This is a genomic window from Candidatus Lariskella endosymbiont of Hedychridium roseum, assembly GCF_964020185.1.
Lineage (GTDB): Bacteria > Pseudomonadota > Alphaproteobacteria > Rickettsiales > Midichloriaceae > Lariskella.
Genome location: NZ_OZ026538.1, coordinates 1,186,550 through 1,213,063 on the forward strand (window position 1 = coordinate 1,186,550; position 26,514 = coordinate 1,213,063).

Annotated in this window: 30 protein-coding genes and 1 pseudogene; 9 read left to right on the top strand and 22 right to left on the bottom strand. The window is 34.9% G+C overall.

The window, feature by feature from the left end:
• Window positions 1–525 precede the first annotated feature (525 nt).
• Both AACK98_RS06055 and AACK98_RS06060 read left to right on the top strand, forming a co-directional pair.
• Entirely contained in the window at window positions 526–1,716 is a 1,191-nt protein-coding gene (locus tag AACK98_RS06055) for a hypothetical protein (RefSeq protein ID WP_339040746.1), read from the top strand.
• 85 nt (window positions 1,717–1,801) lie between these two features.
• Window positions 1,802–2,029, top strand: coding sequence for a hypothetical protein (locus AACK98_RS06060; protein WP_339040748.1), 228 nt, complete (start codon window positions 1,802–1,804; stop codon window positions 2,027–2,029).
• A 103-nt stretch (window positions 2,030–2,132) separates the two neighbouring features.
• Here the strand turns inward: AACK98_RS06060 and AACK98_RS06065 are convergent, their stop codons facing one another.
• Genes AACK98_RS06065 through AACK98_RS06075 form a run of 3 tightly spaced genes read right to left on the bottom strand, consistent with a single transcriptional unit; the run spans window position 2,133 to window position 2,793 of the window.
• Window positions 2,133–2,312, bottom strand: a complete 180-nt coding sequence (locus tag AACK98_RS06065; protein ID WP_339040696.1) for a hypothetical protein — start codon at window positions 2,310–2,312, stop codon at window positions 2,133–2,135.
• The gene (locus AACK98_RS06070) at window positions 2,261–2,413 is read right to left on the bottom strand and encodes a hypothetical protein (protein WP_339040694.1); all 153 of its coding nucleotides are present in this window, start codon (window positions 2,411–2,413) and stop codon (window positions 2,261–2,263) included. Before AACK98_RS06070 ends, AACK98_RS06065 begins: the two co-directional genes overlap by 52 nt.
• Window positions 2,410–2,793 carry an IS1 family transposase gene (locus AACK98_RS06075; protein ID WP_339040750.1) on the bottom strand — a complete coding sequence of 128 codons (384 nt, stop codon included), beginning with the start codon at window positions 2,791–2,793 and terminating at the stop codon, window positions 2,410–2,412. Before AACK98_RS06075 ends, AACK98_RS06070 begins: the two co-directional genes overlap by 4 nt.
• A gap of 254 nt (window positions 2,794–3,047) precedes the next feature.
• Between AACK98_RS06075 and AACK98_RS06080 the strand changes: the two genes are divergently transcribed.
• From AACK98_RS06080 to AACK98_RS06095, 4 genes are read left to right on the top strand one after another with little or no spacing between them, the layout of a single operon-like run.
• On the top strand, window positions 3,048–3,350 hold the full coding sequence (locus AACK98_RS06080) for a YerC/YecD family TrpR-related protein (protein WP_339040751.1): 303 nt from the start codon (window positions 3,048–3,050) through the stop codon (window positions 3,348–3,350).
• Window positions 3,347–4,318, top strand: a complete 972-nt coding sequence (locus tag AACK98_RS06085; protein ID WP_339040753.1) for an ABC transporter substrate-binding protein — start codon at window positions 3,347–3,349, stop codon at window positions 4,316–4,318. Before AACK98_RS06080 ends, AACK98_RS06085 begins: the two co-directional genes overlap by 4 nt.
• The gene (locus AACK98_RS06090) at window positions 4,318–5,154 is read left to right on the top strand and encodes an ABC transporter permease subunit (RefSeq protein ID WP_339040755.1); all 837 of its coding nucleotides are present in this window, start codon (window positions 4,318–4,320) and stop codon (window positions 5,152–5,154) included. Before AACK98_RS06085 ends, AACK98_RS06090 begins: the two co-directional genes overlap by 1 nt.
• A gap of 23 nt (window positions 5,155–5,177) precedes the next feature.
• Complete coding sequence (locus AACK98_RS06095) at window positions 5,178–5,903, top strand: ABC transporter ATP-binding protein (protein WP_339040756.1); 726 nt, start codon at window positions 5,178–5,180, stop codon at window positions 5,901–5,903.
• A 387-nt stretch (window positions 5,904–6,290) separates the two neighbouring features.
• On the opposite strand, the gene AACK98_RS06100 is transcribed toward AACK98_RS06095, so the two are convergent.
• The 16 genes from AACK98_RS06100 to AACK98_RS06175 all read right to left on the bottom strand — a co-directional run bounded on the left by AACK98_RS06100 (window position 6,291) and on the right by AACK98_RS06175 (window position 20,913).
• Window positions 6,291–6,767, bottom strand: coding sequence for a GNAT family N-acetyltransferase (locus AACK98_RS06100; protein ID WP_339040758.1), 477 nt, complete (start codon window positions 6,765–6,767; stop codon window positions 6,291–6,293).
• Window positions 6,764–7,252 (bottom strand): GNAT family N-acetyltransferase, encoded by a 489-nt coding sequence (locus AACK98_RS06105; protein ID WP_339040760.1) that lies wholly within the window; start codon window positions 7,250–7,252, stop codon window positions 6,764–6,766. The genes AACK98_RS06100 and AACK98_RS06105 overlap by 4 nt, the downstream gene beginning before the upstream one ends.
• Window positions 7,219–7,614: a GrpB family protein gene (locus tag AACK98_RS06110; RefSeq protein WP_339040762.1), complete on the bottom strand. Its 396-nt coding sequence runs from the start codon at window positions 7,612–7,614 to the stop codon at window positions 7,219–7,221. Before AACK98_RS06110 ends, AACK98_RS06105 begins: the two co-directional genes overlap by 34 nt.
• Before the next feature lie 159 nt (window positions 7,615–7,773).
• Window positions 7,774–9,066: a pyruvate dehydrogenase complex dihydrolipoamide acetyltransferase gene (locus tag AACK98_RS06115; protein WP_339040764.1), complete on the bottom strand. Its 1,293-nt coding sequence runs from the start codon at window positions 9,064–9,066 to the stop codon at window positions 7,774–7,776.
• 76 nt (window positions 9,067–9,142) lie between these two features.
• Complete coding sequence (lptC, locus tag AACK98_RS06120) at window positions 9,143–9,724, bottom strand: LPS export ABC transporter periplasmic protein LptC (RefSeq protein WP_339040766.1); 582 nt, start codon at window positions 9,722–9,724, stop codon at window positions 9,143–9,145.
• A gap of 290 nt (window positions 9,725–10,014) precedes the next feature.
• Window positions 10,015–10,389: an IS1 family transposase gene (locus tag AACK98_RS06125; protein WP_339040222.1), complete on the bottom strand. Its 375-nt coding sequence runs from the start codon at window positions 10,387–10,389 to the stop codon at window positions 10,015–10,017.
• A 35-nt stretch (window positions 10,390–10,424) separates the two neighbouring features.
• Window positions 10,425–10,724 (bottom strand): hypothetical protein, encoded by a 300-nt coding sequence (locus tag AACK98_RS06130; protein WP_339040664.1) that lies wholly within the window; start codon window positions 10,722–10,724, stop codon window positions 10,425–10,427.
• Window positions 10,725–10,940: 216 nt separating this feature from the next.
• The gene (locus tag AACK98_RS06135; protein WP_339040433.1) at window positions 10,941–11,219 is read right to left on the bottom strand and encodes an IS1 family transposase; all 279 of its coding nucleotides are present in this window, start codon (window positions 11,217–11,219) and stop codon (window positions 10,941–10,943) included.
• Window positions 11,182–11,598, bottom strand: coding sequence for a hypothetical protein (locus AACK98_RS06140; RefSeq protein ID WP_339040768.1), 417 nt, complete (start codon window positions 11,596–11,598; stop codon window positions 11,182–11,184). Before AACK98_RS06140 ends, AACK98_RS06135 begins: the two co-directional genes overlap by 38 nt.
• A 284-nt stretch (window positions 11,599–11,882) precedes the next feature.
• A complete protein-coding gene (locus AACK98_RS06145; protein ID WP_339040346.1) occupies window positions 11,883–12,161 on the bottom strand; it encodes an IS1 family transposase in 279 nt (92 codons plus the stop codon).
• Window positions 12,124–12,540: a hypothetical protein gene (locus tag AACK98_RS06150; RefSeq protein WP_339040770.1), complete on the bottom strand. Its 417-nt coding sequence runs from the start codon at window positions 12,538–12,540 to the stop codon at window positions 12,124–12,126. Before AACK98_RS06150 ends, AACK98_RS06145 begins: the two co-directional genes overlap by 38 nt.
• Window positions 12,541–13,161: 621 nt before the next feature.
• Window positions 13,162–14,679, bottom strand: coding sequence for a porin (locus AACK98_RS06155; protein WP_339040772.1), 1,518 nt, complete (start codon window positions 14,677–14,679; stop codon window positions 13,162–13,164).
• A 1,544-nt stretch (window positions 14,680–16,223) separates the two neighbouring features.
• Window positions 16,224–16,472: a glycosyltransferase family 2 protein gene (locus AACK98_RS06160; protein ID WP_339040774.1), complete on the bottom strand. Its 249-nt coding sequence runs from the start codon at window positions 16,470–16,472 to the stop codon at window positions 16,224–16,226.
• Window positions 16,451–16,909: a glycosyltransferase gene (locus tag AACK98_RS06165; protein WP_410520029.1), complete on the bottom strand. Its 459-nt coding sequence runs from the start codon at window positions 16,907–16,909 to the stop codon at window positions 16,451–16,453. Before AACK98_RS06165 ends, AACK98_RS06160 begins: the two co-directional genes overlap by 22 nt.
• A gap of 176 nt (window positions 16,910–17,085) precedes the next feature.
• Complete coding sequence (tnpA, locus tag AACK98_RS06170; protein WP_339042590.1) at window positions 17,086–17,427, bottom strand: IS200/IS605 family transposase; 342 nt, start codon at window positions 17,425–17,427, stop codon at window positions 17,086–17,088.
• A 795-nt stretch (window positions 17,428–18,222) separates the two neighbouring features.
• Window positions 18,223–20,913: an AsmA family protein gene (locus tag AACK98_RS06175; RefSeq protein ID WP_339040778.1), complete on the bottom strand. Its 2,691-nt coding sequence runs from the start codon at window positions 20,911–20,913 to the stop codon at window positions 18,223–18,225.
• 798 nt (window positions 20,914–21,711) lie between these two features.
• Between AACK98_RS06175 and tnpA (AACK98_RS06180) the strand changes: the two are divergent.
• The 3 genes and pseudogenes from tnpA (AACK98_RS06180) to ruvC form a co-directional block, all read left to right on the top strand.
• Window positions 21,712–22,113, top strand: a pseudogene (gene tnpA, locus AACK98_RS06180) (IS200/IS605 family transposase); the annotation flags it as partial.
• A 225-nt stretch (window positions 22,114–22,338) separates the two neighbouring features.
• Window positions 22,339–23,061 (top strand): DsbA family protein, encoded by a 723-nt coding sequence (locus AACK98_RS06185; protein ID WP_339040780.1) that lies wholly within the window; start codon window positions 22,339–22,341, stop codon window positions 23,059–23,061.
• Window positions 23,062–23,063: 2 nt separating this feature from the next.
• Window positions 23,064–23,546, top strand: a complete 483-nt coding sequence (gene ruvC, locus AACK98_RS06190; protein ID WP_339040782.1) for a crossover junction endodeoxyribonuclease RuvC — start codon at window positions 23,064–23,066, stop codon at window positions 23,544–23,546.
• A 110-nt stretch (window positions 23,547–23,656) separates the two neighbouring features.
• Here the strand turns inward: ruvC and AACK98_RS06195 are convergent, their stop codons facing one another.
• The 3 genes from AACK98_RS06195 to acpP form a co-directional block, all read right to left on the bottom strand.
• On the bottom strand, window positions 23,657–23,971 hold the full coding sequence (locus AACK98_RS06195) for a YbaB/EbfC family nucleoid-associated protein (protein WP_339040784.1): 315 nt from the start codon (window positions 23,969–23,971) through the stop codon (window positions 23,657–23,659).
• 152 nt (window positions 23,972–24,123) lie between these two features.
• Window positions 24,124–25,404 (bottom strand): beta-ketoacyl-ACP synthase II, encoded by a 1,281-nt coding sequence (gene fabF / locus AACK98_RS06200; RefSeq protein ID WP_339040786.1) that lies wholly within the window; start codon window positions 25,402–25,404, stop codon window positions 24,124–24,126.
• Window positions 25,405–25,443: 39 nt separating this feature from the next.
• On the bottom strand, window positions 25,444–25,755 hold the full coding sequence (gene acpP, locus AACK98_RS06205) for an acyl carrier protein (protein WP_339040787.1): 312 nt from the start codon (window positions 25,753–25,755) through the stop codon (window positions 25,444–25,446).
• Window positions 25,756–26,514 lie beyond the last annotated feature (759 nt).

Below are 26,514 nucleotides of genomic sequence, written 5' to 3' on the forward strand. Positions count from 1 at the left end.
ATCAAAGCAAACAAGCATAATCGAAAGTAAAAGAGACAACATAAAAACATAGATTAACCAAATTCAACTAAAAGGAGAATGAAGCAGATTATTAATAATATCTAACAATCTGCCAGTTTCTATTATTTATGAATGTTAGGATATTTACTAATACCAACCTCTCCAAATAACATCATATATTTGCTACGTATTTTTTGAAAAATTTAAGATGAGATTTAAGTGAGCTATACTAGAAGTACAGCGGCAAAGAGCGTGCTTAAATTTTAAAGAAAAGACGAAGCTAAAGTGTTCTGTAATTTGTGATAGTCAGTATAAGCTATGTCTCATGTATATAGCAGGTAGATGTTACTATCCAATCATTTTTGATAGATCACTTTTTCCATGATGAAATGATACTTAGATTACATTTTATGTATCATCTGCAAATGAAAGATCAATAATTCTTTCAGGGAAAAAGGTAGATCTGCCAAATTTTATTAAGCTGTTTTTATTAAGCTGTATTTATTATTTTATTTATCAAAAGACATGTCACAAACTAATACAAAAGCAAAAACAAATACGTGGAACGATTACATCGATGCAATGCCATTAATTGGAAAATTCACGCAGAACTACAGGTATGAACCTAAAGAGATGTTCTTCAAGCATATTTCAGAAGAACTTCCTAATACAAAAGAAATATTTGGTTTTGCCCCACTTAAGTTTTTTGTCAAGGGCTTTATTCAGTTTATTGGCTCAACTCTAAGAATAAACTTAGAACAACTCAATAGTGACTCTACATACTTCGGTAGCTTTGTCGGAGACTTCACCAAAGTAGCTCAGGCCTCATATGCTTACTATAGTGGCTGGGATTATGGCACACAAAAATATGAATGGTATAGACCTGCAGGAGATGCAATCAAAGGAGTATGTAAACTCTCTCTTCTTGCATCTGGCTTGGGTAATTTGCACGCAATAAGAAACTCCGCATGCGACTTAACAGGGCAAGCGTTCGTCGATATCATGACACAATTACATCCTCAAGTAAAAGCTATACAGCAAGATGGAGAAAGTTATATAAAAGTCCTTGCTGATGTTATGTGGGAAAATGGATTTACTAAAATATACGACTCCATCAATTGGAGCGCAAATATTAACAAAGTAACGATTGGCAGAGTACTTGCAGCAAAAGCCGCTGTTTATGTGACAGGTAATATCATTGATATTACAAAAACAACCACGAATTATATAGGCTCCATTAGCACTACTGCAGATGCAGCGTTCAATCTTTTGACTACGAAATTTGCAGGCCTCAGTTTTATGCCTAGTATAGCAGATTTTCCAAAAGAATACTTAACCAGTGCGATAATGATGTCTATAAGCAGAGTAAGTGCTTATACACCAAAGAAATTAGTGAATATGGAGGATGCAAACATATGCAAAGCATTAAGGATAATAGATATATATAGAGATAAAGAATATGCTGAGCATAAAAGACTATATTATAAAACCTATGACGAATATGCAAAATTTATGAATCATACCAATCGTCATACAGAGCAAAACCAATCTGCAATAGAAGAAGACGTGATTTTAATATATGACGCACCATTTAATTCTTATATGGAACCTTTTAACAATGCTGCACGTAGCACATATAATTATTGGTCATCACAATTTGAACTATTTGCTCATGTATTGGATGATACACTAGATAGCATTTTCTCATATGTATAGCTAAAGCACTATAAAGCAAGCATGACAAACAAGTATTTGGAATAAATTTTTATTTGCTTGAAGGCAGTAACATAACTGCTGTTTTATGGAAGAAGCTGACTTAAAATTTATCAAAAAGACAAAGTTTAGCATGACTCTTTTATGCTACTTTAGCCATATCTCTCAGGCAAATGAAGAGTTGGTATTTAATCTATCCGTCAAAAATCTATTTGCTACGCAAATAGATTTTTGCGTAAAGTTCAATGTACAAAAATTAGCTTTTAGCCGCGGTCCTGCCATAATCTTTGGATATTGTACCAACTCTCCCAAATAACAGAATACTTTAGCTGCGTCTTTTTAGAAAAATTAAGCGCACTCATAGCCGCTGTACTTCTAGTAAAGCTTACTCAAATCTCATCTTAAATTTACGAGAGTTTTCACATAAAGATAGATAAGAGCTGTTCTTGATATTGTTTGAATATTTGTGTAATAGTAAGAGCGCACCAAAGCTTGATGGATCCGTATACCATTGACTCTTTTTTAGAAACGATTTTAGTGCGCCGTGTCATTCGGCATAAATGATGTCGCGTGTTGCTATTATCTCTCTCGATACACATACTGTGCCAGACTTTCCAATTGTATGACGCTCTTTGGGTAAAATTTTAGAAAAAGCATCCCAATCATCCGTATAAAAATGACATTCTTTCAGATGACTCACTTTTTGTAGAGCTTTTGGAATGTTGCAGTATCATGATTGCCTGTAACCCAGGCAACGGTTCTCCTTGTACTACGATCAACTGCCTTAATGATCCAAAGCTTGTTTTTTTTTGAACCAATAAAATGCCACATCTCGTCGAATTCCATCTCCATAATATCCGAAGAGACAACTGGCTCCTGAGTCTTGCCCATCGCCTCTACTACCCAGCGATAAATTATGGACGGCGAATGCCCTAATATCTTGCCTAACATAGAAAAAGAGCCATTACCAAGACTATATAGCATAACGCATAATGCTTTCTTAACAGCTGTTTGAGGCTTCTTGCCCAGATCGCCCTCAACAAAATTTAGAACATGATCTGCACTTATAACGCTGTACACCCCTCACAATGCCATTCTTTACAAAGATATCAGAGCAACATCCCTTACAACAAACAATAAAACCACTCTTTAGTTTTTAAAAAAGTGATCATATCATACTTCTATCTAATTGTGAAAACTCTCCAATTTTCTAAAAAATATACGGCTACTATATTCTGCTATTTGCTAAAGTTGGTATTAGTATTTATTTTTCTTGACTTCTTAGACCTGCCGTACTATTTTAGTAGCATACTAGTTTAGTAACAAGGTAAAGCATGACTAATGATCATAATAAAAATATAAAAGAATTGTGCCAAGCTCTACTTTTGCTAGAAACAGATAGAGAGGCATATAATTTTTTAAAAGATTTATGCACACCAGCTGAATTAATTGCACTCACCGAACGATGGCAGATATGCAAAGCACTGAATAATGGCTTATCATATCGCGAAATTCATGCACAAACAGGAGCAAGTTTAACAACAATAGGACGGGTAGCAAGATTTCTAAAAGATGAGCAATATCAAGGCTATTCTGCTTTACTACAAAAATTAAAAAATAAAAAAGCCTCAGCATGAAGAAAGTACTTACATTTGCAATATCTATATTTTTTGCAATGAATACATTTGCTGCTGAAAATATGAAAAAGGTATTCATTAACAAATTAGTTGAACACCCGGCACTAAACATGACTATAGAAGGGATTATTGATGGCTTGGAACAAAATGGGTATGAGCGTGGTGTCAATCTAGATCTGCGAGTTGAATCCGCACAAGCCAACCCCGCTTTAGCTTCTCAAATCGCAGCAAAATTTGTTGGTAAAGGAGCAGATGTTGTAGTCGGTGTTGCTACTATTTCCGCTCAAAGCTTTGCCAAATACGCAAAAGAAAATAAAATAAAGCTAGTGTTTAGCTCAGTCATAGATCCCATAAAAGCCGAGCTTGTACAAAGTTTATCAGAGCCAGGAAATAATACTTCAGGCGTATCAAATTTTGTTGAACTCAAGCCTCAAATCACGTTATTTCAACAAATCCAACCAAATTTAAAGCGACTAGGATTTTTATATAATCCAAGCGAAATTAACTCTTTAAGTTTGATAGAAAAACTAGAAGAATTATGCCATAAACTTCGCATAACCTTGGTATTGCAAGCTGCAAATAAAACTTCAGAGGTAGCTCAAGCATCAACTAAGCTAGCTGCGAACGTCGATGCTATATTCATCAGTAATGATAGCACAGCACTTTCTGCTTTGCAGACAATCATTAATGTTGCAACTAAAGTGAAGATACCTGTTTATGTAAGCGATACTGATGCTGTAAAACTAGGCGCTTTAGCAGCACTTGGACCTAATCAATATGAAATAGGCATACAAACAGCACAAATTATTGCTCGAAGTCTGAAAGGCGAAGATGTAGGTATGATACCTGTAGAGTTTCCAGCTAGCACAGAACTTTTTCTCAATGAAGATATTGCGCAGAAAATTGGAATGAAACTACCAAATGACATTAAAGCGATCGCTACAAAAATCATTACAAAGAGTAAGTGATGACACTAAATGAAATTATAATGAGCCTAGAAATCGGAATCATTTATGGAATTGTTGCAATTGGAATATACCTAACATTTCGTATTATAGATTTTCCAGATTTAACTTGTGATGGTAGCTTTGTTTTAGGCGCAGCTGTTTTAAGTATTATGATCAAATCTGGGTTTGATCCTTGGCTATCTTTGATAGCTGCCATATTTGCAGGTGGTGTTGCAGGATGCATTACAGGCATATTATATACAAAATTCCAAGTCACTAATTTACTTTCTGGGATATTGGTAAGTTTTATGCTTTATTCAGTTAACCTGCGTATTATGGGTGGCATTCCCAATATTACTCTTATTAACGACGCTACTATATTTTCTGAGTCTCCTATAGTTGCATTAACTATTATTATCTTATCAATATGCGCTATTGTCACATACTTGCTCATGACAGATTTTGGCTTGGCATTGCGCAGTATAGGTCAAAACAAGAGGTTAGCACAAAACAGCGGCGTTAAGCTTATGGTCATAATAGGACTTGTTTTCAGTAACGCAATTATTGCTCTAGGCGGTGCATTGTTCAGTCAACATCAAGGCTTTGCTGATGTTGGAAGCGGAATAGGCACTGTGATTGTAGGACTTGCTTCAGTAATGATTGGCGAAAGAGTCATGTCAAGTCAGTCTATTTTAGTACAAACTATCAGCTGTTTAATTGGATCTATTATATACAGATTATTTATCAGTTTTGCGCTTTATAGTGATTCTTTAGGTCTTGCAACTGCTGATTTAAACTTGCTCACAGGACTTATGGTGATAGCAATAGTGTATTTATCAAAGAGGCGTGCATGCTAAGACTTGAGAATATTAATATTGTTTTGGGTAAGAATACTAAGCTAGAGCGAAAAGTCTTAAATTACTTAAATTTAGATGTTAAAGAAGGAGAATTCGTTGTTGTGATAGGTGGCAATGGAGCGGGTAAATCTACGATGTTTAATATAATCTCTGGGTTTATAAAACCAGATTCTGGTAAAGTATTCATTCTAAAACAAGACATTACCAATACATCGCAGATATATAGAGCCAATCTAGTATCCAAAGTAATGCAGGACCCAAAATCTGGTACAATGGAAAATATGACTATCTTGGAAAATATGGCTTTTGCACTAAAAAGAGGACAAAAAAGGGGGTTACAACTGTTTACTAACAAAAATCGTACTCAGTTATTTAGAGAAAAATTAAGCACAGTAAACATGGGGCTGGAGAATAGGATCGATGATCTGGTAAGCAACTTATCTGGTGGTCAAAGGCAGGCGCTTAGTATTGTCATGGCTATGCTACAAGATTCTAAAATACTGCTATTAGATGAAATTACAGCAGCCTTAGATCCTGCAAGTAGTGAATATACCATAGAATTAACAAATCAGATTGTGCGCAAGCAAAAGCTTACTTGTATCATGATTACACACAACATGGCACATGCTATCAAATATGGAGATAGATTATTGCTCCTGAAAAATGGCTCTTTTGTTAAAGAGTATGATAAAGTTACAAAATCTGTGTTAACACCTGCTGAGCTTGCTGCTGAATTTGGCGAAATATGATATATACTGGTCATATTTCAAAAATTGTCGTCGTTGAAATGCTCATCAGTCTGTCCGGCGCATTCTAATTTGAAATTTAAACTATGCACCTACCATATAATAACACAAGTTTTACGTAAGTAAGTCTATCCGCTAAAAGCCTCAGAACAAGCATGAAATACTGTTTATAGTGTCAAAATAGCGCTTTAAATCCGTAAGAAAATGTTATAATAAACGCAAAAACCTTACAGATTTTGTGAAAGCAGTGTTTGCTTAGGCACATGAGTAATAGATATATACAAAAATTAGCGCATGGCTAAGTCCTGAGCTACTTTTTGCACATTTAACTTTAACTTCTCCACAAAAATTGATTTGTTTGCGTATATAAATTTTTGGCGGATGGACATACTATATATGCATTTCCATAACAAAATTGGTCAGCTCTACACCACACCTCGTAATGGTTTGTTGTCTGACAATATTAAATCCTTTCGCTCTAAAAAATGGCTTTGCTGTAGTGCTGACCTCTGCATAAATTCTAGGAATTGATTTATAGCGCGCTTCTTCCTCTATCTCGCCCATGAGCAATGTCCCAACACCAATACCTTGAAATTCATGATGCACATAAAAACAATCAATATGTCCACTTGGTTCAAATTCTGCAAAGCCAACTATTGTTTGGCCTATTTGCGCGACAAATGGAAATAAAGTAGACCACTTCTTTTGCCATCCCTCAATCTCAAGACAAGTAGCAGGACACCAAGCATTTAGCTGTTCTTTTGTATAATCTTTCGCATTAACAATGTGTATTGTGTTGTAAAAAATCTGAATTAAAAATTGTGCATCATCGTCTTGATAACGCCTAATTTTAATCTTATTGCTCATAGTATTTTACCAATTTGAATGTCATCTATATCAGATTTCTTACCTTCAGGATAGTCAAACGGCATTTTTGTATAGCCATTTTTTAGATAAAACTTCAAAGAGCTTTCTCTTGATTCTGCATGAATGCTTTTGATGCCTAGGCTTCTAAGCCACTTTTCGCTTAAAGCTAAGCATCTACTACCTGCATTTTGATTTCGTTGATTCTCATCTACAACAATAATCCGTATGACTGATCTTGACTCTGGCAAAAACTGAATATGTGTATAACCAATAATCTCTGTGCCTTTATATAAAACCAAATGAGCATGCTCAGAGTGTTTTAATGTCCAAATATATGGATCATCTGTGCAACTAGAAGTAAAAAAATACTTATCACGAAAATGCTTCGCAGCATCCCATTCAGTAGTATGTGCACATAACACAAATCTATACCTGTTAAAACCAGACTGATTTAATACATTTTGAATAAAATCATTTTTACCCAAAGTATAACCTCTATAAATAGAGTCGTTTTTCTTATGAGAAGAGTCTTCTGCAATGAGTCTATATTTAAGCAGCGAGTATTTTCCTCTATAGCACTTGAACTTCTGCACAAATGATCTCTAAATAAGATATTTAACTCAATTTCAGGATCGTTTTCTTCAAAAACGTGAAGATTGATGCTTCTTTCCTCAGCTCTGATTGTAAAATACCTTCGTAGAGGAATATTGAAGCCACCTCTATATCTATATCCTATAGCTTCCAGCTGTGATTCTTTAAAAAATAAATCTAGGACAACGGCCATAATATCTATTTTAGGTTTTGCTGCAAGACCAGGTACTGAAGTCGACCCAACATGATGGAGCAATACAGTTACATACTAGTGCTTTTTTGATTTGAACGGCTTCTGCTTCAAAAATTCGTGGCCAATTAGGATCATATTGTACGACTTCAACACGATCTATTTTTTGCATAGGATTTTAACACTAATAAAATTGATAAAATCAGGATATCGGCAATCTTTCCATCAAAGCAAAAGTAAAGCAGGTTTTTCGATGATTTTTCGAACTTCGCTTAAAAATTCAGCAGCCTTTGCACCGTCTATGACCCTATGATCGCAGGATAAAGTCATATTCATGACACTTCCTATTTTCATATCATTACCTTTGACTACCGGTTGCTTTGTAACTGCACCAACTGCAAGTATTGCACTTTGCGGTGGGTTTATAATAGCACTAAAGCTTTTGATGCCATACATACCAAGATTTGAGATACTAAAACCACCACCTTGATACTCTTCTGGCATGAGTTTCCCAGATTTTGCCTTTTCAGCCAAAGACTTTACTTCCTCTGAAATCTCACCAAGCGATTTTGTGTTTGCAGCCCTCACTATCGGGGTGATAAGACCGTCTTCAATGGCAACTGCGATTGAGATATCTACTCGATCATAGACAATTATTCCATCATCCGACCAAGAGGAATTTACCTCAGGTACTCTTGCCATTGCAAGCGCAACAGCTTTGATAACTATATCGTTTACTGAAATTTTATAAGCTTTGCCAGATGCTATATTAATAGAAGTAGAATCATTTAAGTCCTTACGAAGCTCCATAATAGAATCTACATCGCAGTCAAGAGACAAGTAAAAGTGCGGAATATTTTGTTTAGACTCAACAAGACGAGTTGCAATCGTCTTCCTAATATTCGAAAGCTTCTGAACTGAAAAAGTGGACTGTGAATTATCATGTGAGGAATGTAATGACGAACTAGATTTTTTAGGGCCTTGCTGAGCTATTTTAGCAACTATATCACGCTTTAAAATTCTACCACCAGGGCCAGTGCCTTGTATGCCGGATATATCCACTCCTTCATTGGCAGCTATCCTCCTTGCAAGAGGGGTTATAAATTTTCTAACACCACTATGCGTACTCAAAGAGCTAGAAGCTTCACTACTTGTACTGTGAGAGCTCATAATATTATTATCACCAATTAGAAAATTTGACTTGTCTTGCTCAGAATGTACTGAAGAATCATGCTCATATTCTGCAAGCATTTTATCGATTGCTTCCTTTCCCTCGCCATCTTCAAGTATGATAGCGATTAGATTATTTACCTTAACACCAGTTGTTCCAGCATTTACAACAATCTTTCCTAAGACTCCAGAATCTACAGCTTCAACTTCCATAGTTGCTTTATCAGTCTCTATCTCGGCTAAAATCTGTCCTGGTTCTACCAAATCACCTTCTTCTTTGATCCATTTTGCAACACTTCCTTCACTCATTGTAGGAGAAAGAGCTGGCATCAAAACCGCTATAGCCATTCTGATAAAACCTTAATAAATATTGATTATATTTCTAGAATAAAATATGCGCATCATACAGCACTTGCAACAAATTTTATTGCGTATAGTTGGCAATCTCAACTTGCACACCAGAACCAAAGTGAACCACATCATTTTCTATGATTTCAAGACTGCCTGCATTTATTGTTGTAGATTTACTAATTACACGTAGTGGGCTTGTACTTCTAACAAAATTTTTAGAATAAAAAACGTCTAAATTGCTGCACTCAAATATATCACCAGCATCACTCTTCACCTGCACATTGCCATTAAGTTTTAAAAGACGCTTATTTAGATCTACTACACCTTCCTGAGCACTCACATCCACTTTCATACGCTTTATATAAAGAGAAGCATTGATAGACTGTGCAGTTATCAAATTCTTCTCCTCTTTTAAAACAGTTTCAGCTTTTATAGCGACATTTCTACCACTTTCATCTGTTGTGCTCAACGAAAGCCCCTCTATTACAACCTCACCAACAGGATGCTTGTGCAAAGCTAAAATAGCTCCATTAAACATATTTGCCGATGTCATTCTATATAACCATGAGATAATAAGCAACACTCCAAGTAGAGACAAGATGATAAACACCTTGAGAAATGATATAAAATCTTTGCGTTTTTTAAAAATATTCAAGTTAAAGTTGACCATACATAGGTACTTATAAATTGAAGCGTTTAAGTGACACAGCTAACTCTACCTAACATATATCTTTTGCTTTGTCATTGTGAAATATTGTCAGTATACCACCTGAGTTGTTAAATCTACACTGCGGAAAAATTCAAAATACACTAAATTATACATAAAAATACCGCTAGAAAACCAAGGGAAATACATTAAAAGTCCTAGCGGTATATACTCTTTATAAGAGAATATACGATCTCTTAATAAAATTACAATATATTTTCCATAAAATTTTGGCATTGCTAACTAAAGATAGATATCAGCAAGTCTTTATTAAAAAGCATTAGGATAGAGTTATAGATCATATCTATGGCCTTACTGTAACGTTTGGTTTTACGATGAAACCTGGCTAAATAGTGCCGTATTAATGAGTTGAATGATTCCACTAAAGACGTTTCTGCCTTAGTAGAATAGTGTTTTTTAGCAATCCTAAATTTTTCATAAACGTCGTAATGGTCACTGCATGATATCTCTATCTCGTAGCTACTTTGTAATCGCATGGCAATCGGAAGATAGGATGCAAAATCCCTGACAATGCTCACTTCAAAATCAACAACTTTATTTCTGTCCCTATCAACAGCAAGCCAAATGTAGACTTTGTTAGTTTTTTTTGGCAATAACTAAAAAGCTCATCCAGCTCAATAATTGAGATTTACTTGGCATCCTCAGGTATCGTAACATCATTCAGCCTTTGTTTTAGAAGCTTTGAGAATTTTCTAATCCACTTTATTATAAGTGAACTCGAGACCTTTTCTAATCTCTCGATTGATCTAATTCCAACTCCCTCCAGATACATACTAACAACCTTCATCTTTTTATTAAGGCTGTACTTTACTCTCATATCTCCAGACTTATAGCTCTTTTTACACTCTAGGCACTTATACCTCTGACGACCTTTAATATAGCCATTCTTTGTGCTTCCTATGCTGCCACAATGCTTACAACTTAACATATATAATGCTTCCAATATAACTTACTATCAAGGCAGTATACATATACGCGAATTTAAAAGCAAAATCTATTCTTGGTTAGCAATGCCAAAATTTTAATGTATAAATTATGACAAAAGTTAGCGGCTTAAACTATGGACTGCATGAGTGTTTACACATTAGCAAAAATGCAAGTTGCGTAACATATATTGATTATCGTATGCAAATTTTGAGAGTTTTCACATAAAGATAGATAAGAGCTGTTCTTGATATTGTTTGAATATTTGTGTAATAGTAAGAGCGCACCAAAGCTTGATGGATTCGTATACCATTGACTCTTTTTTAGAAACGATTTTAGTGCGCCGTGTCATTCGGCATAAATGATGTCGCGTGTTGCTATTATCTCTCTCGATACATACTGTGCCAGACTTTCCAATTGTATGACGCTCTTTGGGTAAAATTTTAGAAAAAGCATCCCAATCATCCGTATAAAAATGACATTCTTTCAGATGACTCACTTTTTGTAGAGCTTTTGGAATGTTGCAGTATCACGATTGCCTGTAACCCAGGCAACTGTTCTCCTTGTACTACGATCAACTGCCTTAATGATCCAAAGCTTGTTTTTTTTGAACCAATAAAATGCCACATCTCGTCGAATTCCATCTCCATAATATCCGAAGAGACAACTGGCTCCTGAGTCTTGCCCATCGCCTCTACTACCCAGCGATAAATTATGGACGGCGAATGCCCTAATATCTTGCCTAACATAGAAAAAGAGCCATTACCAAGACTATATAGCATAACGCATAATGCTTTCTTAACAGCTGTTTGAGGCTTCTTGCCCAGATCGCCCTCAACAAAATTTAGAACATGATCTGCACTTATAACGCTGTACACCCCTTCACAATGCCATTCTTTACAAAGATATCAGAGCAACATCCCTTACAACAAACAATAAAACCACTCTTTAGTTTTTAAAAAAGTGATCATATCATACTTCTATCTAATTGTGAAAACTCTCCAAATTTTAATTAAACCATTCCATTATACATAGTAATTTTGGATACTATAAAATCTGTCTGTCAAAAATTTATTTACTATGCAAATAAATTTTTGCGGAAAGTGAAATATGCCCAATTTAGCTTGGCAACCGAGATAAATCTTTAGCTTCTTGAGAGTTTTCACATAAAGATAGATAAGAGCTGTTCTTGATATTGTTTGAATATTTGTGTAATAGTAAGAGCGCACCAAAGCTTGATGGATCCGTATACCATTGACTCTTTTTTAGAAACGATTTTAGTACGCCGTGTCATTCGGCATAAATGATGTCGCGTGTTGCTATTATCTCTCTCGATACATACTGTGCCAGACTTTCCAATTGTATGACGCTCTTTGGGTAAAATTTTAGAAAAAGCATCCCAATCATCCGTATAAAAATGACATTCTTTCAGATGACTCACTTTTTGTAGAGCTTTTGGAATGTTGCAGTATCACGATTGCCTGTAACCCAGGCAACTGTTCTCCTTGTACTACGATCAACTGCCTTAATGATCCAAAGCTTGTTTTTTTTGAACCAATAAAATGCCACATCTCGTCGAATTCCATCTCCATAATATCCGAAGAGACAACTGGCTCCTGAGTCTTGCCCATCGCCTCTACTACCCAGCGATAAATTATGGACGGCGAATGCCCTAATATCTTGCATAACATAGAAAAAGAGCCATTACCAAGACTATATAGCATAACGCATAATGCTTTCTTAACAGCTGTTTGAGGCTTCTTGCCCAGATCGCCCTCAACAAAATTTAGAACATGATCTGCACTTATAACGCTGTACACCCCCTCACAATGCCATTCTTTACAAAGATATCAGAGCAACATCCCTTACAACAAACCATAAAACCACTCTTTAGTTTTTAAAAAAGTGATCATATCATACTTCTATCTAATTGTGAAAACTCTCGAAATCCGTAAGAAAATGTTATAATAAGCGCAAAAAACTTACGGATTTGTATTATATGCCATCAGAAAAAGTGAAAATTAATAACACTCAAAGTAGAATATTTGAGGAAAGACTATCTGACAGTTTGAATCCTCAACATAAGTTCAAATGCCACAAAGTGGCAATAGAGGACTAGCATTGTTGCATAATGAGACTATTTCATTATCGGTACATATAAAACGCTAAAGCTTCTCACTTCAAGAAGCTTTAGAAGATATAAGAATGAAGTCTTTTTTCAAGAGATTTAGAGTGTTTACCTTAATAATCATTTCAATTTGCCTTTTGTGCATAATTCACCAACTATTCATTTTACCTACGGTATACACTGCGCTCCGTATGCTTCTTGCACTTGCCTAACAGGAACAAGCGTTTTAAGAAGCAGTCTATTGTGTCACACAAAAAAATAATCTCCTAAAGACAGAATCTTTAGGAGATTGTGATCACGCAATATCAAATATTTAGAACTTCAACTTAGCTCCCACTAAAAACACAATGCCGTTATTACCCTTAACGTTGTTATCATCGGGTCTACTGTAATTAAAGTGCGTCACCTCTGCATAAGGTAAAAAGCCAGGAAGCACTGAATAATCCATTCCTATACTAAAAATATTTGCTTTGTTATACGAAGTGATATACTGCTCCATGTTTTCTGGTTGGTTTGTAACAAGACCAGCGCTTTTGGATTGCATATAAGTCACGCTAATGCCGAAGTCTTTGTATTTATAAGCAGCTCCAGCAGTCCAATAACTTCCGCCATATTTATAATCATCAGATGCAACTTGAGGTTTTGGATTTTTTGTTGTGCCAGATTTCCCAAGATCTCCGTATGAACCTGCAATACTGAAACCTTCATAATCAAATCTTGTTCCAATCTCCCATGCAAACAAGTTATTTCTTTCGATAATAGAAGAAGTGCCTGGAGTTGGATTTGGATTTGCATTAGGATAAGATCCTTGCTTTGCATTTCCAAACTCTGTAATTCCAGAAATAGTCCAATTAACATCGTTTATTTTTGTGCTGTATCTTATACCAGCCTCTACTACGTCTTTATAACCTCTGCCACTATCTGAGGTAGAAACGCCATCTTTAATTTGATCCACAGTGCCGGTATATTCTGCATCCGGAATATAACTTAGACCAAAAGTGAATCCATTCAGTTTTGGTGTATAATAAGTAATTTTATTTGCTCTAACATAATCTCTATTAACAGGTAACTGTGCTGAATCAATGAATGAGCGGCTTATATTTTGTTTTGTTGTTCCATAATAAGCTTTTGCACTTAGCCAATCGCTCCAATCTCCTGCTATACCATCTGTCGCTCTTGCAACTGAACTCCCAGAAACCTTGATTCTATCATGTGCCCCATCATAGCTTCCAGCTTCAAGACGACCAAATTGTCCTTCTAAAAATAGCATCATTTTATCGCCTACAGGGTTTGATATCTGACCTCTACCTAGATCTATATCTATTGGTTTAGAAGTATCTGCATTAATTTTGACATATGCTCCATATTTCAGGCCAATTTCTTCTTTGCCACCTTCTGCTTGAAATATTATCTTGTTATTTGTAACAAAACCGTGAGAGCGCTGCTTACCTTTTGCTTTATCAAAATCTTTGTATCTAAATCCATCACTTTCATTATTTGCAACAGATCCATATTGTACATTTGAACTTAAGCTTACTGTCATATTAATACTAGTTGCACTTTGTGGCGCTTTTTTAAGCACAGCAACATCGCTGCTAGTATTATTTCTGGTGGTGCTAAATTTTTTTTTATCAGCGTCTGAAGTTTTTAACTTCGAAACTTCATCCATAGCAAAATTGCGCGGAACATCGGCAATTGCAGAACTCTGCATAGCAATAAATGCTGTACAAAGTAATAAAAAGTTGTTCTTCATGAAATGACCTATAGAAATGACTAAATGTTGACTTTGTGTTGAAACATCTTGTATGGAAAAATTAAGTATACTTATCATACTTTTCAAAATTAACGCTTGTAGAATGCTACTTATGTATTTTATATACACATTACGCCCGCATTCTTCCTAACTCTTTTTGAAGTCTAATTTCATATGTACGCAAGTTAAATACCAACTCTTCATTTGATAAAGGTATTATTGCCTTGTTAATTAAATCATCGTGCAGGTCTTTTTAGCCTAATTTTCCGTATTACTTAGTTAATTTCTTTGCAGACATATAAAAGTATTAGACACAGAAATTAACTAGTACTCTAAAAAATCATGCATTCAAAATCCGCATGTCTACACTTATGAAGGCAGTACTATAGAAAAACCTACTATAAAGCCTTGTAGAAAAGTAAAAGCTTTAGATGTTTTATAGAACTTTTGCAATATAGTTAAAAGAGTTAAGTCTTATTACAAAACCTGAAAACAACTGACTTAAAAATAAATCGCCACTATTGCTCTCAAACTCTAAAATATCCAACACTATAATAAACAATCATTCAAAACCAAGCATATATTGCCATATTTCAAAGCTATATCTTCTAAATGTACTTTAATAGAACACAACTTGAAACATTACTAGAACTACTTAGTGCATAAAGAACAAGGAATATGCAAAGAAATTAAGCATTGATAAGTTGTCAAAACACATTCATTAGGTTTTAAAATATACCTCAACTCAGACAAGAAACTTACCATACGTACTTATACCATAAAACCAATATAGTCTATAAAAATCTGTCATTTGTCATAAATATTTTTAGCATAGTGAAATTAACTGTAAAATCTAGCAATATTAATAGCGCTATAGTATACAGGTTTTCCAATTACACACAAAACCCAATTGATTATTCTATGTTCCTATGGCCATGCCTTCATAAGTACGTGCGGATTTTAATGGCATGATTTTTTATAGTACCAGTTAATTTCTGAGTCAAATATTATATATATTTACGAAGGAATTAACGAAGTAATACTTTAAAAATCAGGCAAAAGGAGCCTGCGAAAGTGACTTTGCAGGCAGTGCCATATATACTAATCATACTTTTCAAAATTTGCGCCTCTTAAAGACAGCTTGTTATGTATTGATTAACATATTTTTTAAACAATACACGGCGACTATATGCTGTTATTTGTGGGATTTTGTATTAAATATGCGGATGATGAAGTAAATATTATAGCGGAATTCATTTATCAGAGATATATCTTCTTTTTTTTGAAAGACCATGCGGTGTTTTATTCCAAAAAAATGGAGCTTTATAAAGCTGGTATATAGAAAACAAACTTGCAACACTATGTAGCACAAAATAAATTGGAAATAAAAACCATAACTTTGTCTCGATATTGAGATTTTTATTAAACATAGTAATGAATGAGAGAGCTGCAATGCTTATTATACCGAATATACCGCTGAATCTCAGTGCAGTTCTTGTGAATTCTCCAAGATCAGCAAAAAAAATACAATAAAAATTATTGGAGATATAGCAAAGAAAATTGTAGGCATTCCTATCAGACAAGATATAGATACAAAATCTAGTATCTTCATTATACAAGAGTTATAATGTACTAGTTGTAACATTTTGAGGCTTTTTTGTATTTTGATAACGTTTAGATATAGCTGATATTAGATCCAAATACGTCTTTAAGTGTCCCTTCATCCAACGCATTCTTTGTTTTATCCAAACGCGAACATGTATTGGAGCTTCCTCAAGTGTATATGAATCTATAATTCCAACCTTGAAACCACTTGATTTTATTCGAATGCCAAGCTCTGCATCTTCAGTTACATTTTTAAGGCATCCCATCCGCCTATTTCTTTCAGCACACTGGTTCTAAAGTGATTGCTGGTGCCACCAAGTGGAATAGAAAAGTTAAACTTTACAAGCATTGGAATGACATAATCAAATAAAATTGCATATTCAATTGCAAACATTTTCGTTAAAAAATTCTCATTCCAGTTATAGTAATTTAGCTTTGCTTGCAAGCATACATAACTTGTATCTAGAGCATGAAATTTCTGCACAGCTTTACTTAGTTGATAAACATCTGGTTTATCTTCAGCATCGTAAATTACGCAATATTCGCCTTTAACAAAATTCAGTGCATAGTTACATGTATTTCCTTTGGTTTGAATATTTGATCTTGGAACAATGATTACTTGAAAGAACTCTGGTAGCTTTATGGATTTTATAGAATGTTGCATTATCACATCTTCTTCTTCAAGCACCATCAGTACCTGCATTTTATCTTTTGGATATTTTATTGCAGATATGTTCTCTATCAATTCTTCAAGAACTTCTTGTACTACTCAATTACTACCGGCTAAAGCGCGGTAGTTTGTGTAACGCTTGCAAAGCAGATTAAAAGCGTAAACGCTAAAACTCTGATATTCTAAAATCATCTTTTTTGTGATGTTCCTCATGCTGTTCTATATATTTTTGCACTTCTTCTGAATTCACATTGCCAACTGTCACAACAAAATACCCTCTGGCCCAAAGATGTTGTCCCCCAATACCGCTTACGGAGCAGTGCAAATTCCTGTAGCAACTTACGACTACTTATACCTTTAATATATTGCACAGCTTTAGATATTGATATACTAGGCGGAACCAATGCTAATATATGTACGTGATCAGGACTCATACTGCCACTAATTATATTTATGTAATTAGCAGCACATATTTCTCGGATTACTTCCCTAGTTCTAATCGCAACTTGCCCAGTTAAAACTCTATACCTATACTTAGTACAAAATACTATATGATACTTTAGGTCGTATAGGCTGTGGGATCATCTCCTATATTCCATTCGTCCTCCCTTAGCACATTTCCTAGATAACTAATACTAAAGTGTTCGCCTAAAGGCGAGGGTGTTAACCATATCACATATAACTACATAAATAAATAATAGCACTGAGTTTGACATCACCAGTGGTTTCTAGAGCTCGTGCTAGAATTTGTGCCATTCTCTATGCTTTTCAAGATATATAACACATAACACACACTGTAAAAATCGATTTGTTAATAATACACACCTGGTAGTTTACTTTAAAAATCATTATAATCAAATGAATAGAACTCTTGCATAACCTCATTCTGAGGTAGAAATTCTTATAGAGTAGATTTTTGCAAAACGTCACCAAACAATGATCCACGTGAGTGTTTTTATGTTTTAGTGACAATCAAATCACAGTTTGGAACAGGTTATGCAAGAAATCTAATAGTTAGGCAAATCTTCAAGTAACAACTTTTTATGATTACATGCAGGTGCAAGATAATGCGACGGCCTTATATAAAAAGGCAGACCTCTAGTGAAACTGCCATAAAAAATTGGGAACAGCCTATATATAACCATCGTTGTATATATGGTGTTCAACGCACATAAAAATAACTCAGGAGCATTCACTAAGATGTATGCAAGAAGCAGAAAGTATAAGAAATAACGACTTCTTCGTATCAAAAGAATCATGAATGTTACACTAAAATCATATGTCTATCGCAATGTTGCTGATGTAGCTTTTTGAAAACTGTTTTTATTTATCATTTTTAATAACTTTTATCTTTTTGCAAATTTATTTTTTAAAAAAATGACAAGGTTTTGTGTATCAAATGCTACTTCTGTATTAGGTAATCCACCCTTATTGGTTACTTGCAATACTATTGGTGCACTATCCCCGATTGGAATAAAAGAAAATTTAGCCAGGGAGTTGAGCAATTTATTTGCTATATCATATCTTGCAACAAACATTCCTTTAAAGCGTCTATTATCCAGTTCTATATCATCAAGTCCTGCTATACCACCTACTACATCTATTTTTCCACTTACATTGTCAAAGAATGTAGAACCATATTCTGTATAGTAAGTTAACCTATGCATCACATCATCAAACGAAGTATTGATTTCAGGGATTTTAACAATTTCATCCATGCTAAATCCTTTCCAAAGTAAATTGCGGCCAGAAATTTTAATACTACCGCCTATCCTTGATAGCAACACATCTTGTGTTCTTCCAGAGAAGGAAAGTGAACCACTCATACTCATATATCCTGATAAATTATCAATCCCTATGATGTCTTGCATCAATTCACCTGGATTAATATTATTTAAGGCAAAGCCAATAACATATTGTGGCACTATATCTGCACATACTATACTTCCGACAAGATCCAAATCACCACCATATATCTTACCATTCAGAGATTTTATGGTTGCAATTCCATTATCAAGTGCCAAATTCAATGCTAATTTTTCCGCCTTATTAGAACTACCTGTCAATTTTTCAATATTGATACTGATATTTCCATCAAAATTGTGCGCACTCATCAAATTTATTGGCCTTTCAGCATCTAAAAAGCTATCTTGCAAAGATTTAGGAACTATTCGCTTGAGAAATTTAGTATCTAAATATGAAAAATTCCCATACAGCTCTATATGCGGCCTAAAAGCAGGAAGAGAAAGTGTAAATTTACTGTCAAATTTTGCTACATCTGACGCAACTTTTAGGTTATGCACCGCTAAGAAACCAGGCGTAACCTCAAGCGACATAATAACATCATTCAAACTAACACCTTTTATTTTGCAATGATCAGCTATTATTTCACTATTCAAATTCATTGGAAAATATCTAAGCCATCCACCATCATGAATTGCTTCAAAATATTTTGCTCCTGTTTTATCATCATCAGAATTGTATAATAAAAACAATATGCTATCTAATCTTTCACTGATTCCTATCTGATCTAAATCCAAATCATTAAATCTAATACTAGATGTAGCATTCATCTTATTATTGCCATCTCTCATTAGAGTCCATCTTCCAACTAAGAAAAGATCACCAAACGCAGCCTTGATATCAGTAAATTTCATCCTATGCTGTGTCACAGAAACATCTGACTTAAACAATAACGTTTTTGTCTTCTGTACAACATCCTCACTTAGATTGAGACCAAGCCACTTATTAAATCTCTCCATAGATTTTATTGAAAGCCAAGCGCTTCCCTTAAATTTTTTTCTTACCTCGTCTGTATTAGTTGCGCCATACATCGAAAACTCACCTATATCTTTTACATTGAATGCTATTGAATTGACGTATATATCATCATCTACTAAATCCGCATTCAATATGAAGTTATTTATTTCTCCAGAGTAAAGTTTTACGCTGTCTGCTTCGATGTTTAAAAATGCAGTAAATGTTTTAAGAAAGCCTGGACTAATATAAATACCTAAAGTATTTGTAATCACTCTAAGTGCACTAGCAATAGATAAATCATTCATCGATGGCTTGATGTTAAACATTAAATCAAGATCTAAAGCACGAAACTTAAGGTCTAATATCACTTCAGCTGGAGCTTCTGCATAATCTACTGCAAGACTACCCCTTATGTCATCTGCATGATTGGTAGAGAATTTGAGATTATCCATTCGCATTATAGAATTGCTGATATTCAAACTGCTTTCCAGGTATACTTTTGTATTCTCAGCATCTTCTGACTCACTCGATGAAAGCTTCTGCATATTAGCTATCTCTACTCTAAAATCTCCTGTGAATTTGAAGTTACCAAAAAGATCTTTCCCAGAGCCAGTAACGCTTAGATTGATATCACTTCCATTAATAGAAATTAAGAACTCACCAATATCCCCTTCTTTTGTAAGATCTTTTATATGTATCTCGGCATTTTGATTGCTGCCAGCAATATCATAGTTTGTCTCTAAGCTATAACTTGCAGAGGTTTCATCACCACTTCCTGTTACTCTTTTTTTTATTACGATAGAATGAAGTGGTACGTAATTTCCTTCAAATAGTATATTTGCATCATTTAGTATGATATCAGGGATCTCAGAGCTTAAATCAGACTTTATTTCTTTTACCAGTACGCCTTTAAGACGCTCAAAATTACACTTTGCACCATCAAAAGAGATAGAACCAGGTGATGTTACTCTTTCTGTAAAAAAATATATAAAGCTATATGAAATAGTGAGGGACTCGCTTCTAATCATCCTGGCACCTGCATCTAGCAAGACCACATTACCTAAAGTCAAACTAGGAAATGGTAGTAATCTTACTGAGACATCGCCATTTATAAGCAACTTTAACCCATAGTTTTTGTTTGTAGCTTCCACCACTCGCTCCTTCAAATAGTCAAAATTGACTAAATGCAAAGAGACATGTAAGCAAAACAAAGCTGCTATTAAAAACAGTGTTATTTTGACCAAGTACCTCAAATTCACTCCTACATAATAGACCACTTGCAGCATACATTCATTTTAAGAACCATGAAAGTAGCGACAATAAAACTCCACATTGTACCGTAGTTTCAGTTATAACATCTGTACTATCCCTAAGTCAAATCTTGCAAAAATCATTAACATTTTGCACATTAACTAAATATTAATATAAACAGCTTAACATAATGATACATACATCATTTAATTAAATTTTAACATCTGCAGACTTATTTTTCGAATTCAGACTATTTCTTGATAATAATTGAGACAGCAAAATTTTTTTGCGCTATAAATATAGCACGCTAATGCTAGTTAATGTTTTAGGATGTGCGGTAACGACGGTTTGTTAAACAGTAAAATTCCAACACAGCTTATTGAGCGAAATCACAATAACTTAGAAACAATTGTATTAATCTCTATGCAAATTATAACTTGCTAATTCATATTAATGCTTTAGTTTAGCCAAATGATTGTTTAAAAAATGAACATTGCATGGATATATACCGCAGATAAATGAAGAGTTGGTATTTATTCAGTGTATACGAAGTTGGAGTTCAAAAAGAGCTAGGAAGAATGTGAGCGTATGTATATATAAAATACATAATTAGCATTTTATAAAGTCGCTAATTTTGAAAAGTATGACGTATATGCTGCCGATAACATCAGTGCACACTCGAGGATTTTGAAAGCAGGATTTTTTATGTAGTTATATGTGATATGGTTAACACCCTCGCCTTTAGGCGAACACTTTAGTATTAGTTATCTAGGAAATGTGCTAAGGGAGGACGAATGGAATATAGGAGATGATCCCACAGCCTATATGACCTAAAGTATCATATAGTATTTTGTACTAAGTATAGGTATAGAGTTTTAACTGGGCAAGTTGCGATTAGAACTAGGGAAGTAATCCGAGAAATATGTGCTGCTAATTACATAAATATAATTAGTGGCAGTATGAGTCCTGATCACGTACATATATTAGCATTGGTTCCGCCTAGTATATCAATATCTAAAGCTGTGCAATATATTAAAGGTATAAGTAGTCGTAAGTTGCTACAGGAATTTGCACTGCTCCGTAAGCGGTATTGTGGACAACATCTTTGGGCCAGAGGGTATTTTGTTGTGACAGTTGGCAATGTGAATTCAGAAGAAGTGCAAAAATATATAGAACAGCATGAGGAACATCACAAAAAAGATGATTTTAGAATATCAGAGTTTTAGCGTTTACGCTTTTAATCTGCTTTGCAAGCGTTACACAAACTACCGCGCTTTAGCCGGTAGTAATTGATAGTACAAGCTAATTGTCGTCTTGAATGCTTTTATACATTTGCAAGAAATTAACGCGGCAATATGGAGTATTAAGCAAAAAAGATAATGATTTGATTAATAAAGCTATACAATCTAGAGGAAAGCGCTAAAGGCATAACATAATCTTTAGAACTTTATATGTTAAAACTATTAAAACAGATACTAATTGAAAATTCTATGTTAAAACCCGTTAGTTTACTTTCGATTTTGTCACTTTTGAATTTTGTAACAATTTGCTACGCAGATTCCAATAATTCTGCTTCTACAAAGCAAAGCATTGCTAAAGAAGAGAAATTGCCGACTAAGGATGATGTACTTGCGATAGATGAAAATGACATCATAATTGGTGATGTTGATGCTCCTGTTACTGTATTTGAGTACTCTTCTTTAGCCTGTCCGCATTGCGCTACTTTTCATAAAGAAAATTTTGAAAAATTGAAAGCCGAGTATATAGACAAAAAAATAGTGCGTTATGTGCATAGAGACTTTCCAAATACAAGGCCGGCACTAATGGGCTCTGTGCTTGCAAGATGTAGCGGGCAATACGAAAAATATATCAATATTCTCTTTAACTCACAAATGCACTGGGCATACTCTCAAGACTATCAAGAAAGGCTGCGTGGCATAGCTAAACTCGGCGGGATGGATAATAAGCAAATTGATAATTGCTTATCAGATAATCAGATATCAGAAAGAATTCTTCGCAGTAACTTATATGCCTCTAGAGTGTTGAACATCAATGGAACGCCCGCTTTCGTTATAAATGGCGAAGTATTAGAGGGTTCTAAATATAGTAAGATCAAAGCGGCTATTGATAAAGCTTTTGATGCTTCTAAAACAAGTCCCGCAAGTCAGCCATAGAAATGGTAAAAGTTTTAGGGATAGACCCTGGTCTTAGAAGAACTGGATGGGGCGTAATTGAAATAACAAAAAAAGGACAGCTATGTTTTGCTGGAATGGGAGTAGTTAATACCTCAACTTGCGACACACTTCCAAAAAGATTGACGCAAATCTTTCATGGCATCCAAAAAATAATTACTGAGCACTCGCCATTACATGTGGCAATTGAAGAGACATATGTCAACACAAATTATCAAACGTCATTACAACTTGCTCATGCAAGGGCTGCTGCTATTGTTGCTGCATCTCAACTTGAGCTGACTCCCATATGCTATAAGGCAACCGTAGTTAAAAAAGCAATAACGAATAGCGGCAACGCTAATAAAGAACAAATATTCAAAATGTTAAAGCTTTGGCTCAAAGATTTTGATGATAATAACAAACATTTTGATGCATCTGACGCTTTAGCTATTTGTGTATGCCATGCAAGAAGCATAGGTCTTTAAGCTGAAACTACAAGAATATTGCAAAGCTTATAAGTCTATCCGCAAAAAATTGATTTGCTACGCAAATAACATTTTTGGCGAATAGACTGGTTAATAGAGCTTACGCAAAATTAAACAATCCCCTTCAATATTTCAGGAGAAACACCTAGTTTCTTCATTTCTTCTGACATAAAGATATCAGCATTTTGTTTTGCGCTATTAAAAGCTGCAATGATTAAATCTTCTAAAATCTCAACTTCATCCTGTACAATTAAGCTCTTATCTATCTTCACTTTCTTTACATCACCTTTGCCTGATGTAGTTATACTAACAAGACCACCACCTGCAACTCCAACTACTTCCGATTCAGCTAGTTTTTGCTGAATTTCAGTCATCTTTTTCTGTAAATCCTGTGCTTGCTTCATTACTTGTTGAATATTCATCATTCACACTACCTAATATTTTTATAATCTATAAAGCGCGTACTAGCGCAAGTAACACAAACCTCAAGAAACTCTACAAAGCAGAAATTAGACAAATGAGCTCAAAAAGTAAAACTTGCACCTTATTAAAGCAGCACACCACTCCTTATCTTGAGCTAGCTCTCAAATTTTCTAAACAACAAACTTACATTTGCTCCACCAAAACCGAAAGAGTTAGAAAGAACAATTCTAACATCACATCTTTTTGCACTATGCGGAACAAGAGAAAATCCGTAACTTTCTTCAGGGTCATCCAAATTCAGAGTAGGAGGCACTACAGAGTTTCCAATTGCAAGCACAGAAAATATAGCTTCAATACCACCAGCCGCACCTAATGTATGCCCTGTGGATGACTTAGTAGATGAAATTGAAACTCGACTCTTATCTATGCCAGTGAATAATCTATCTATAGCTTGAAGCTCAACCATATCACCTATAGGAGTTGATGTGCCATGCGCATTGATGTAATCTAACTCTCCAGCTGAAATTCCAGCTTTATCAAGCGCGATTTGCATTGCTCTATAACCTCCATCACCACCTGGTTCAGGAGCTGTTATGTGATATGCATCACCAGTTGCTCCATAACCTATCAGTTCAGCGTATATCTTAGCTCCTCTATTTATAGCATGAGACAACTCTTCAAGCACAACAACACCGGCTCCTTCAGCTACAACAAATCCGTCTCTACTTTTATCCCATGGTCTAGATGCCTTTTCTGGAAAATCATTAAACCCCGTGGAAAGTGCTCTAGCAGCTGCAAAACCAGCGATACCAAGTGGAGAGATAGGAGCTTCAGCACCGCCACATACCATAACATCTGCGTCTCCACTACTTATTATTCTGGCACCATCTGCTATCGAGTGCGCTCCTGTTGCACATGCAGAAACAACAGAATAATTAGGACCTTTAAAGCCATATTTTATAGCAACATGGCCAGGTATTAAATTAATCAAGCTTGCTGGAACAAAAAATGGACTGATCTTCTTTGCACCATGATTACTTAATATTAGAGCATTCTGCTCTATAGTAGTCAAACCACCTATACCAGACCCAACCAAGATGCCAGTCCTACACTTCGCTAATTCATCTTCTGGCAACCAACCTGAATCTTCAATCGCTTGCACAGATGCAGCAATACCTAGATGGATAAATCTATCCATTCTTTTTGCCTCTTTCTGTGTAATATATGAAGCAATGCAAAAACCTAGAGAATCATTGGGCAATTCAGAATCTGGAATGAAGCCACACACTTTACTTGGTAACTGACTAGTATCCACTACAGAGTCAGGTATAAGCTTGATCCCTGATTTTCCGTCGATCAAGTTTCTCCATGATGACTCTATATTAGAGCCTAGTGGAGAGACAACACCTACCCCTGTTACTACAACACGCTTCATATGAACAGCAATGATTGATTATTTTTTAGAACACCGGTATCAACCGTTACGAAGAGCAGCTTTAATATAATGCATAACATCACCAACAGTTTTCATCTTTGCAGCATCTTCATCAGGAATCTCAACATTAAACTCCTCTTCCAGAGACATTACAAGTTCCACAGAATCAAGGCTATCAAAACCCAAATCACTGCCAAGCCCAGATTCTGGCTTAATTACTTTTGCTGCATCATCTACGTGTTTAGCAATTACTCCAGCAACTCTCTTTTCTACATCAGCGCTCTCAGCAATTTCTACAGATGCTTCGTTCTCCGCAACTCTAATTTCTTTCTTTAGATTGAGATCTGTCATAATAATCCTTAAGTTGTTAATCAGTAATACGATATGAAGAGACTAAATATCATAATTATAACCTTTGTCAAAGAATTTCTTTGCAAAGCTACACATTGTAACTTCGAAATTCCTGGATTTTACGCCGCCTATATCAATATACGATATAAGTAAAGTATGTATACTTAATATATAACTTGGTTAAATAATTATAATACTTACCTCTTAACGATCGCACTATCAAACCAAATTTTTGATTTGATTTGTAAAACAGAATATTCGAAAAGAACAGCACATTGCTATAAAGCATAGCAATGAAAAACTTACTGTTTTCTGCACTGCACTTCAAAACCTGATAAATATGCATAACTCTACTTTTGCATAAGTACCTAATGCATATTTTTAAAACATATTTACAGGTCTGAGATAGTAACAGACAACAGCGCACAGAGTCAAGCTAATGGTACTTGATTCATAAGCGTTATTGACCAAATTATACTTCTTGCATCATCTGCTGTCAGCTTTTAATTGGTATAAACTCAACACAATTTGTTAAAAATTAATATACAAATCTTTAACACTAGAATAATTACTAAATCAGCAGCTTTAAATGAATATAGAGATAAAGGAAGAGCAGATAACTCGAGTGTATAGCAGGGTTTTCCGACAATACAAAGAGGTATGCGCTGAAAACACACTCAAAACCTTTTCTCGCAGTTAATTTATAAGAAGCTGCGGCATATACTATTATATACTAAGGCAGTATAAAAGAGTTATGCT

Coding starts and splice junctions, on each gene's coding strand:
- AACK98_RS06155 (WP_339040772.1), bottom strand. CDS start 14,679: ATGATAAGTATACTTAATTTTTCCATACAAGATGTTTCAACACAAAGT.
- AACK98_RS06185 (WP_339040780.1), top strand. CDS start 22,339: ATGTTAAAACTATTAAAACAGATACTAATTGAAAATTCTATGTTAAAA.
- AACK98_RS06100 (WP_339040758.1), bottom strand. CDS start 6,767: ATGAGCAATAAGATTAAAATTAGGCGTTATCAAGACGATGATGCACAA.
- fabF (WP_339040786.1), bottom strand. CDS start 25,404: ATGAAGCGTGTTGTAGTAACAGGGGTAGGTGTTGTCTCTCCACTAGGC.
- AACK98_RS06115 (WP_339040764.1), bottom strand. CDS start 9,066: ATGGCTATAGCGGTTTTGATGCCAGCTCTTTCTCCTACAATGAGTGAA.
- AACK98_RS06090 (WP_339040755.1), top strand. CDS start 4,318: ATGACACTAAATGAAATTATAATGAGCCTAGAAATCGGAATCATTTAT.
- AACK98_RS06085 (WP_339040753.1), top strand. CDS start 3,347: ATGAAGAAAGTACTTACATTTGCAATATCTATATTTTTTGCAATGAAT.
- AACK98_RS06160 (WP_339040774.1), bottom strand. CDS start 16,472: ATGGGATGCCTTAAAAATGTAACTGAAGATGCAGAGCTTGGCATTCGA.
- AACK98_RS06055 (WP_339040746.1), top strand. CDS start 526: ATGTCACAAACTAATACAAAAGCAAAAACAAATACGTGGAACGATTAC.
- AACK98_RS06165 (WP_410520029.1), bottom strand. CDS start 16,909: ATGCAGGTACTGATGGTGCTTGAAGAAGAAGATGTGATAATGCAACAT.
- acpP (WP_339040787.1), bottom strand. CDS start 25,755: ATGACAGATCTCAATCTAAAGAAAGAAATTAGAGTTGCGGAGAACGAA.
- AACK98_RS06065 (WP_339040696.1), bottom strand. CDS start 2,312: ATGTGTATCGAGAGAGATAATAGCAACACGCGACATCATTTATGCCGA.
- AACK98_RS06080 (WP_339040751.1), top strand. CDS start 3,048: ATGACTAATGATCATAATAAAAATATAAAAGAATTGTGCCAAGCTCTA.
- AACK98_RS06195 (WP_339040784.1), bottom strand. CDS start 23,971: ATGATGAATATTCAACAAGTAATGAAGCAAGCACAGGATTTACAGAAA.
- ruvC (WP_339040782.1), top strand. CDS start 23,064: ATGGTAAAAGTTTTAGGGATAGACCCTGGTCTTAGAAGAACTGGATGG.
- AACK98_RS06060 (WP_339040748.1), top strand. CDS start 1,802: ATGGAAGAAGCTGACTTAAAATTTATCAAAAAGACAAAGTTTAGCATG.
- AACK98_RS06130 (WP_339040664.1), bottom strand. CDS start 10,724: ATGTTAAGTTGTAAGCATTGTGGCAGCATAGGAAGCACAAAGAATGGC.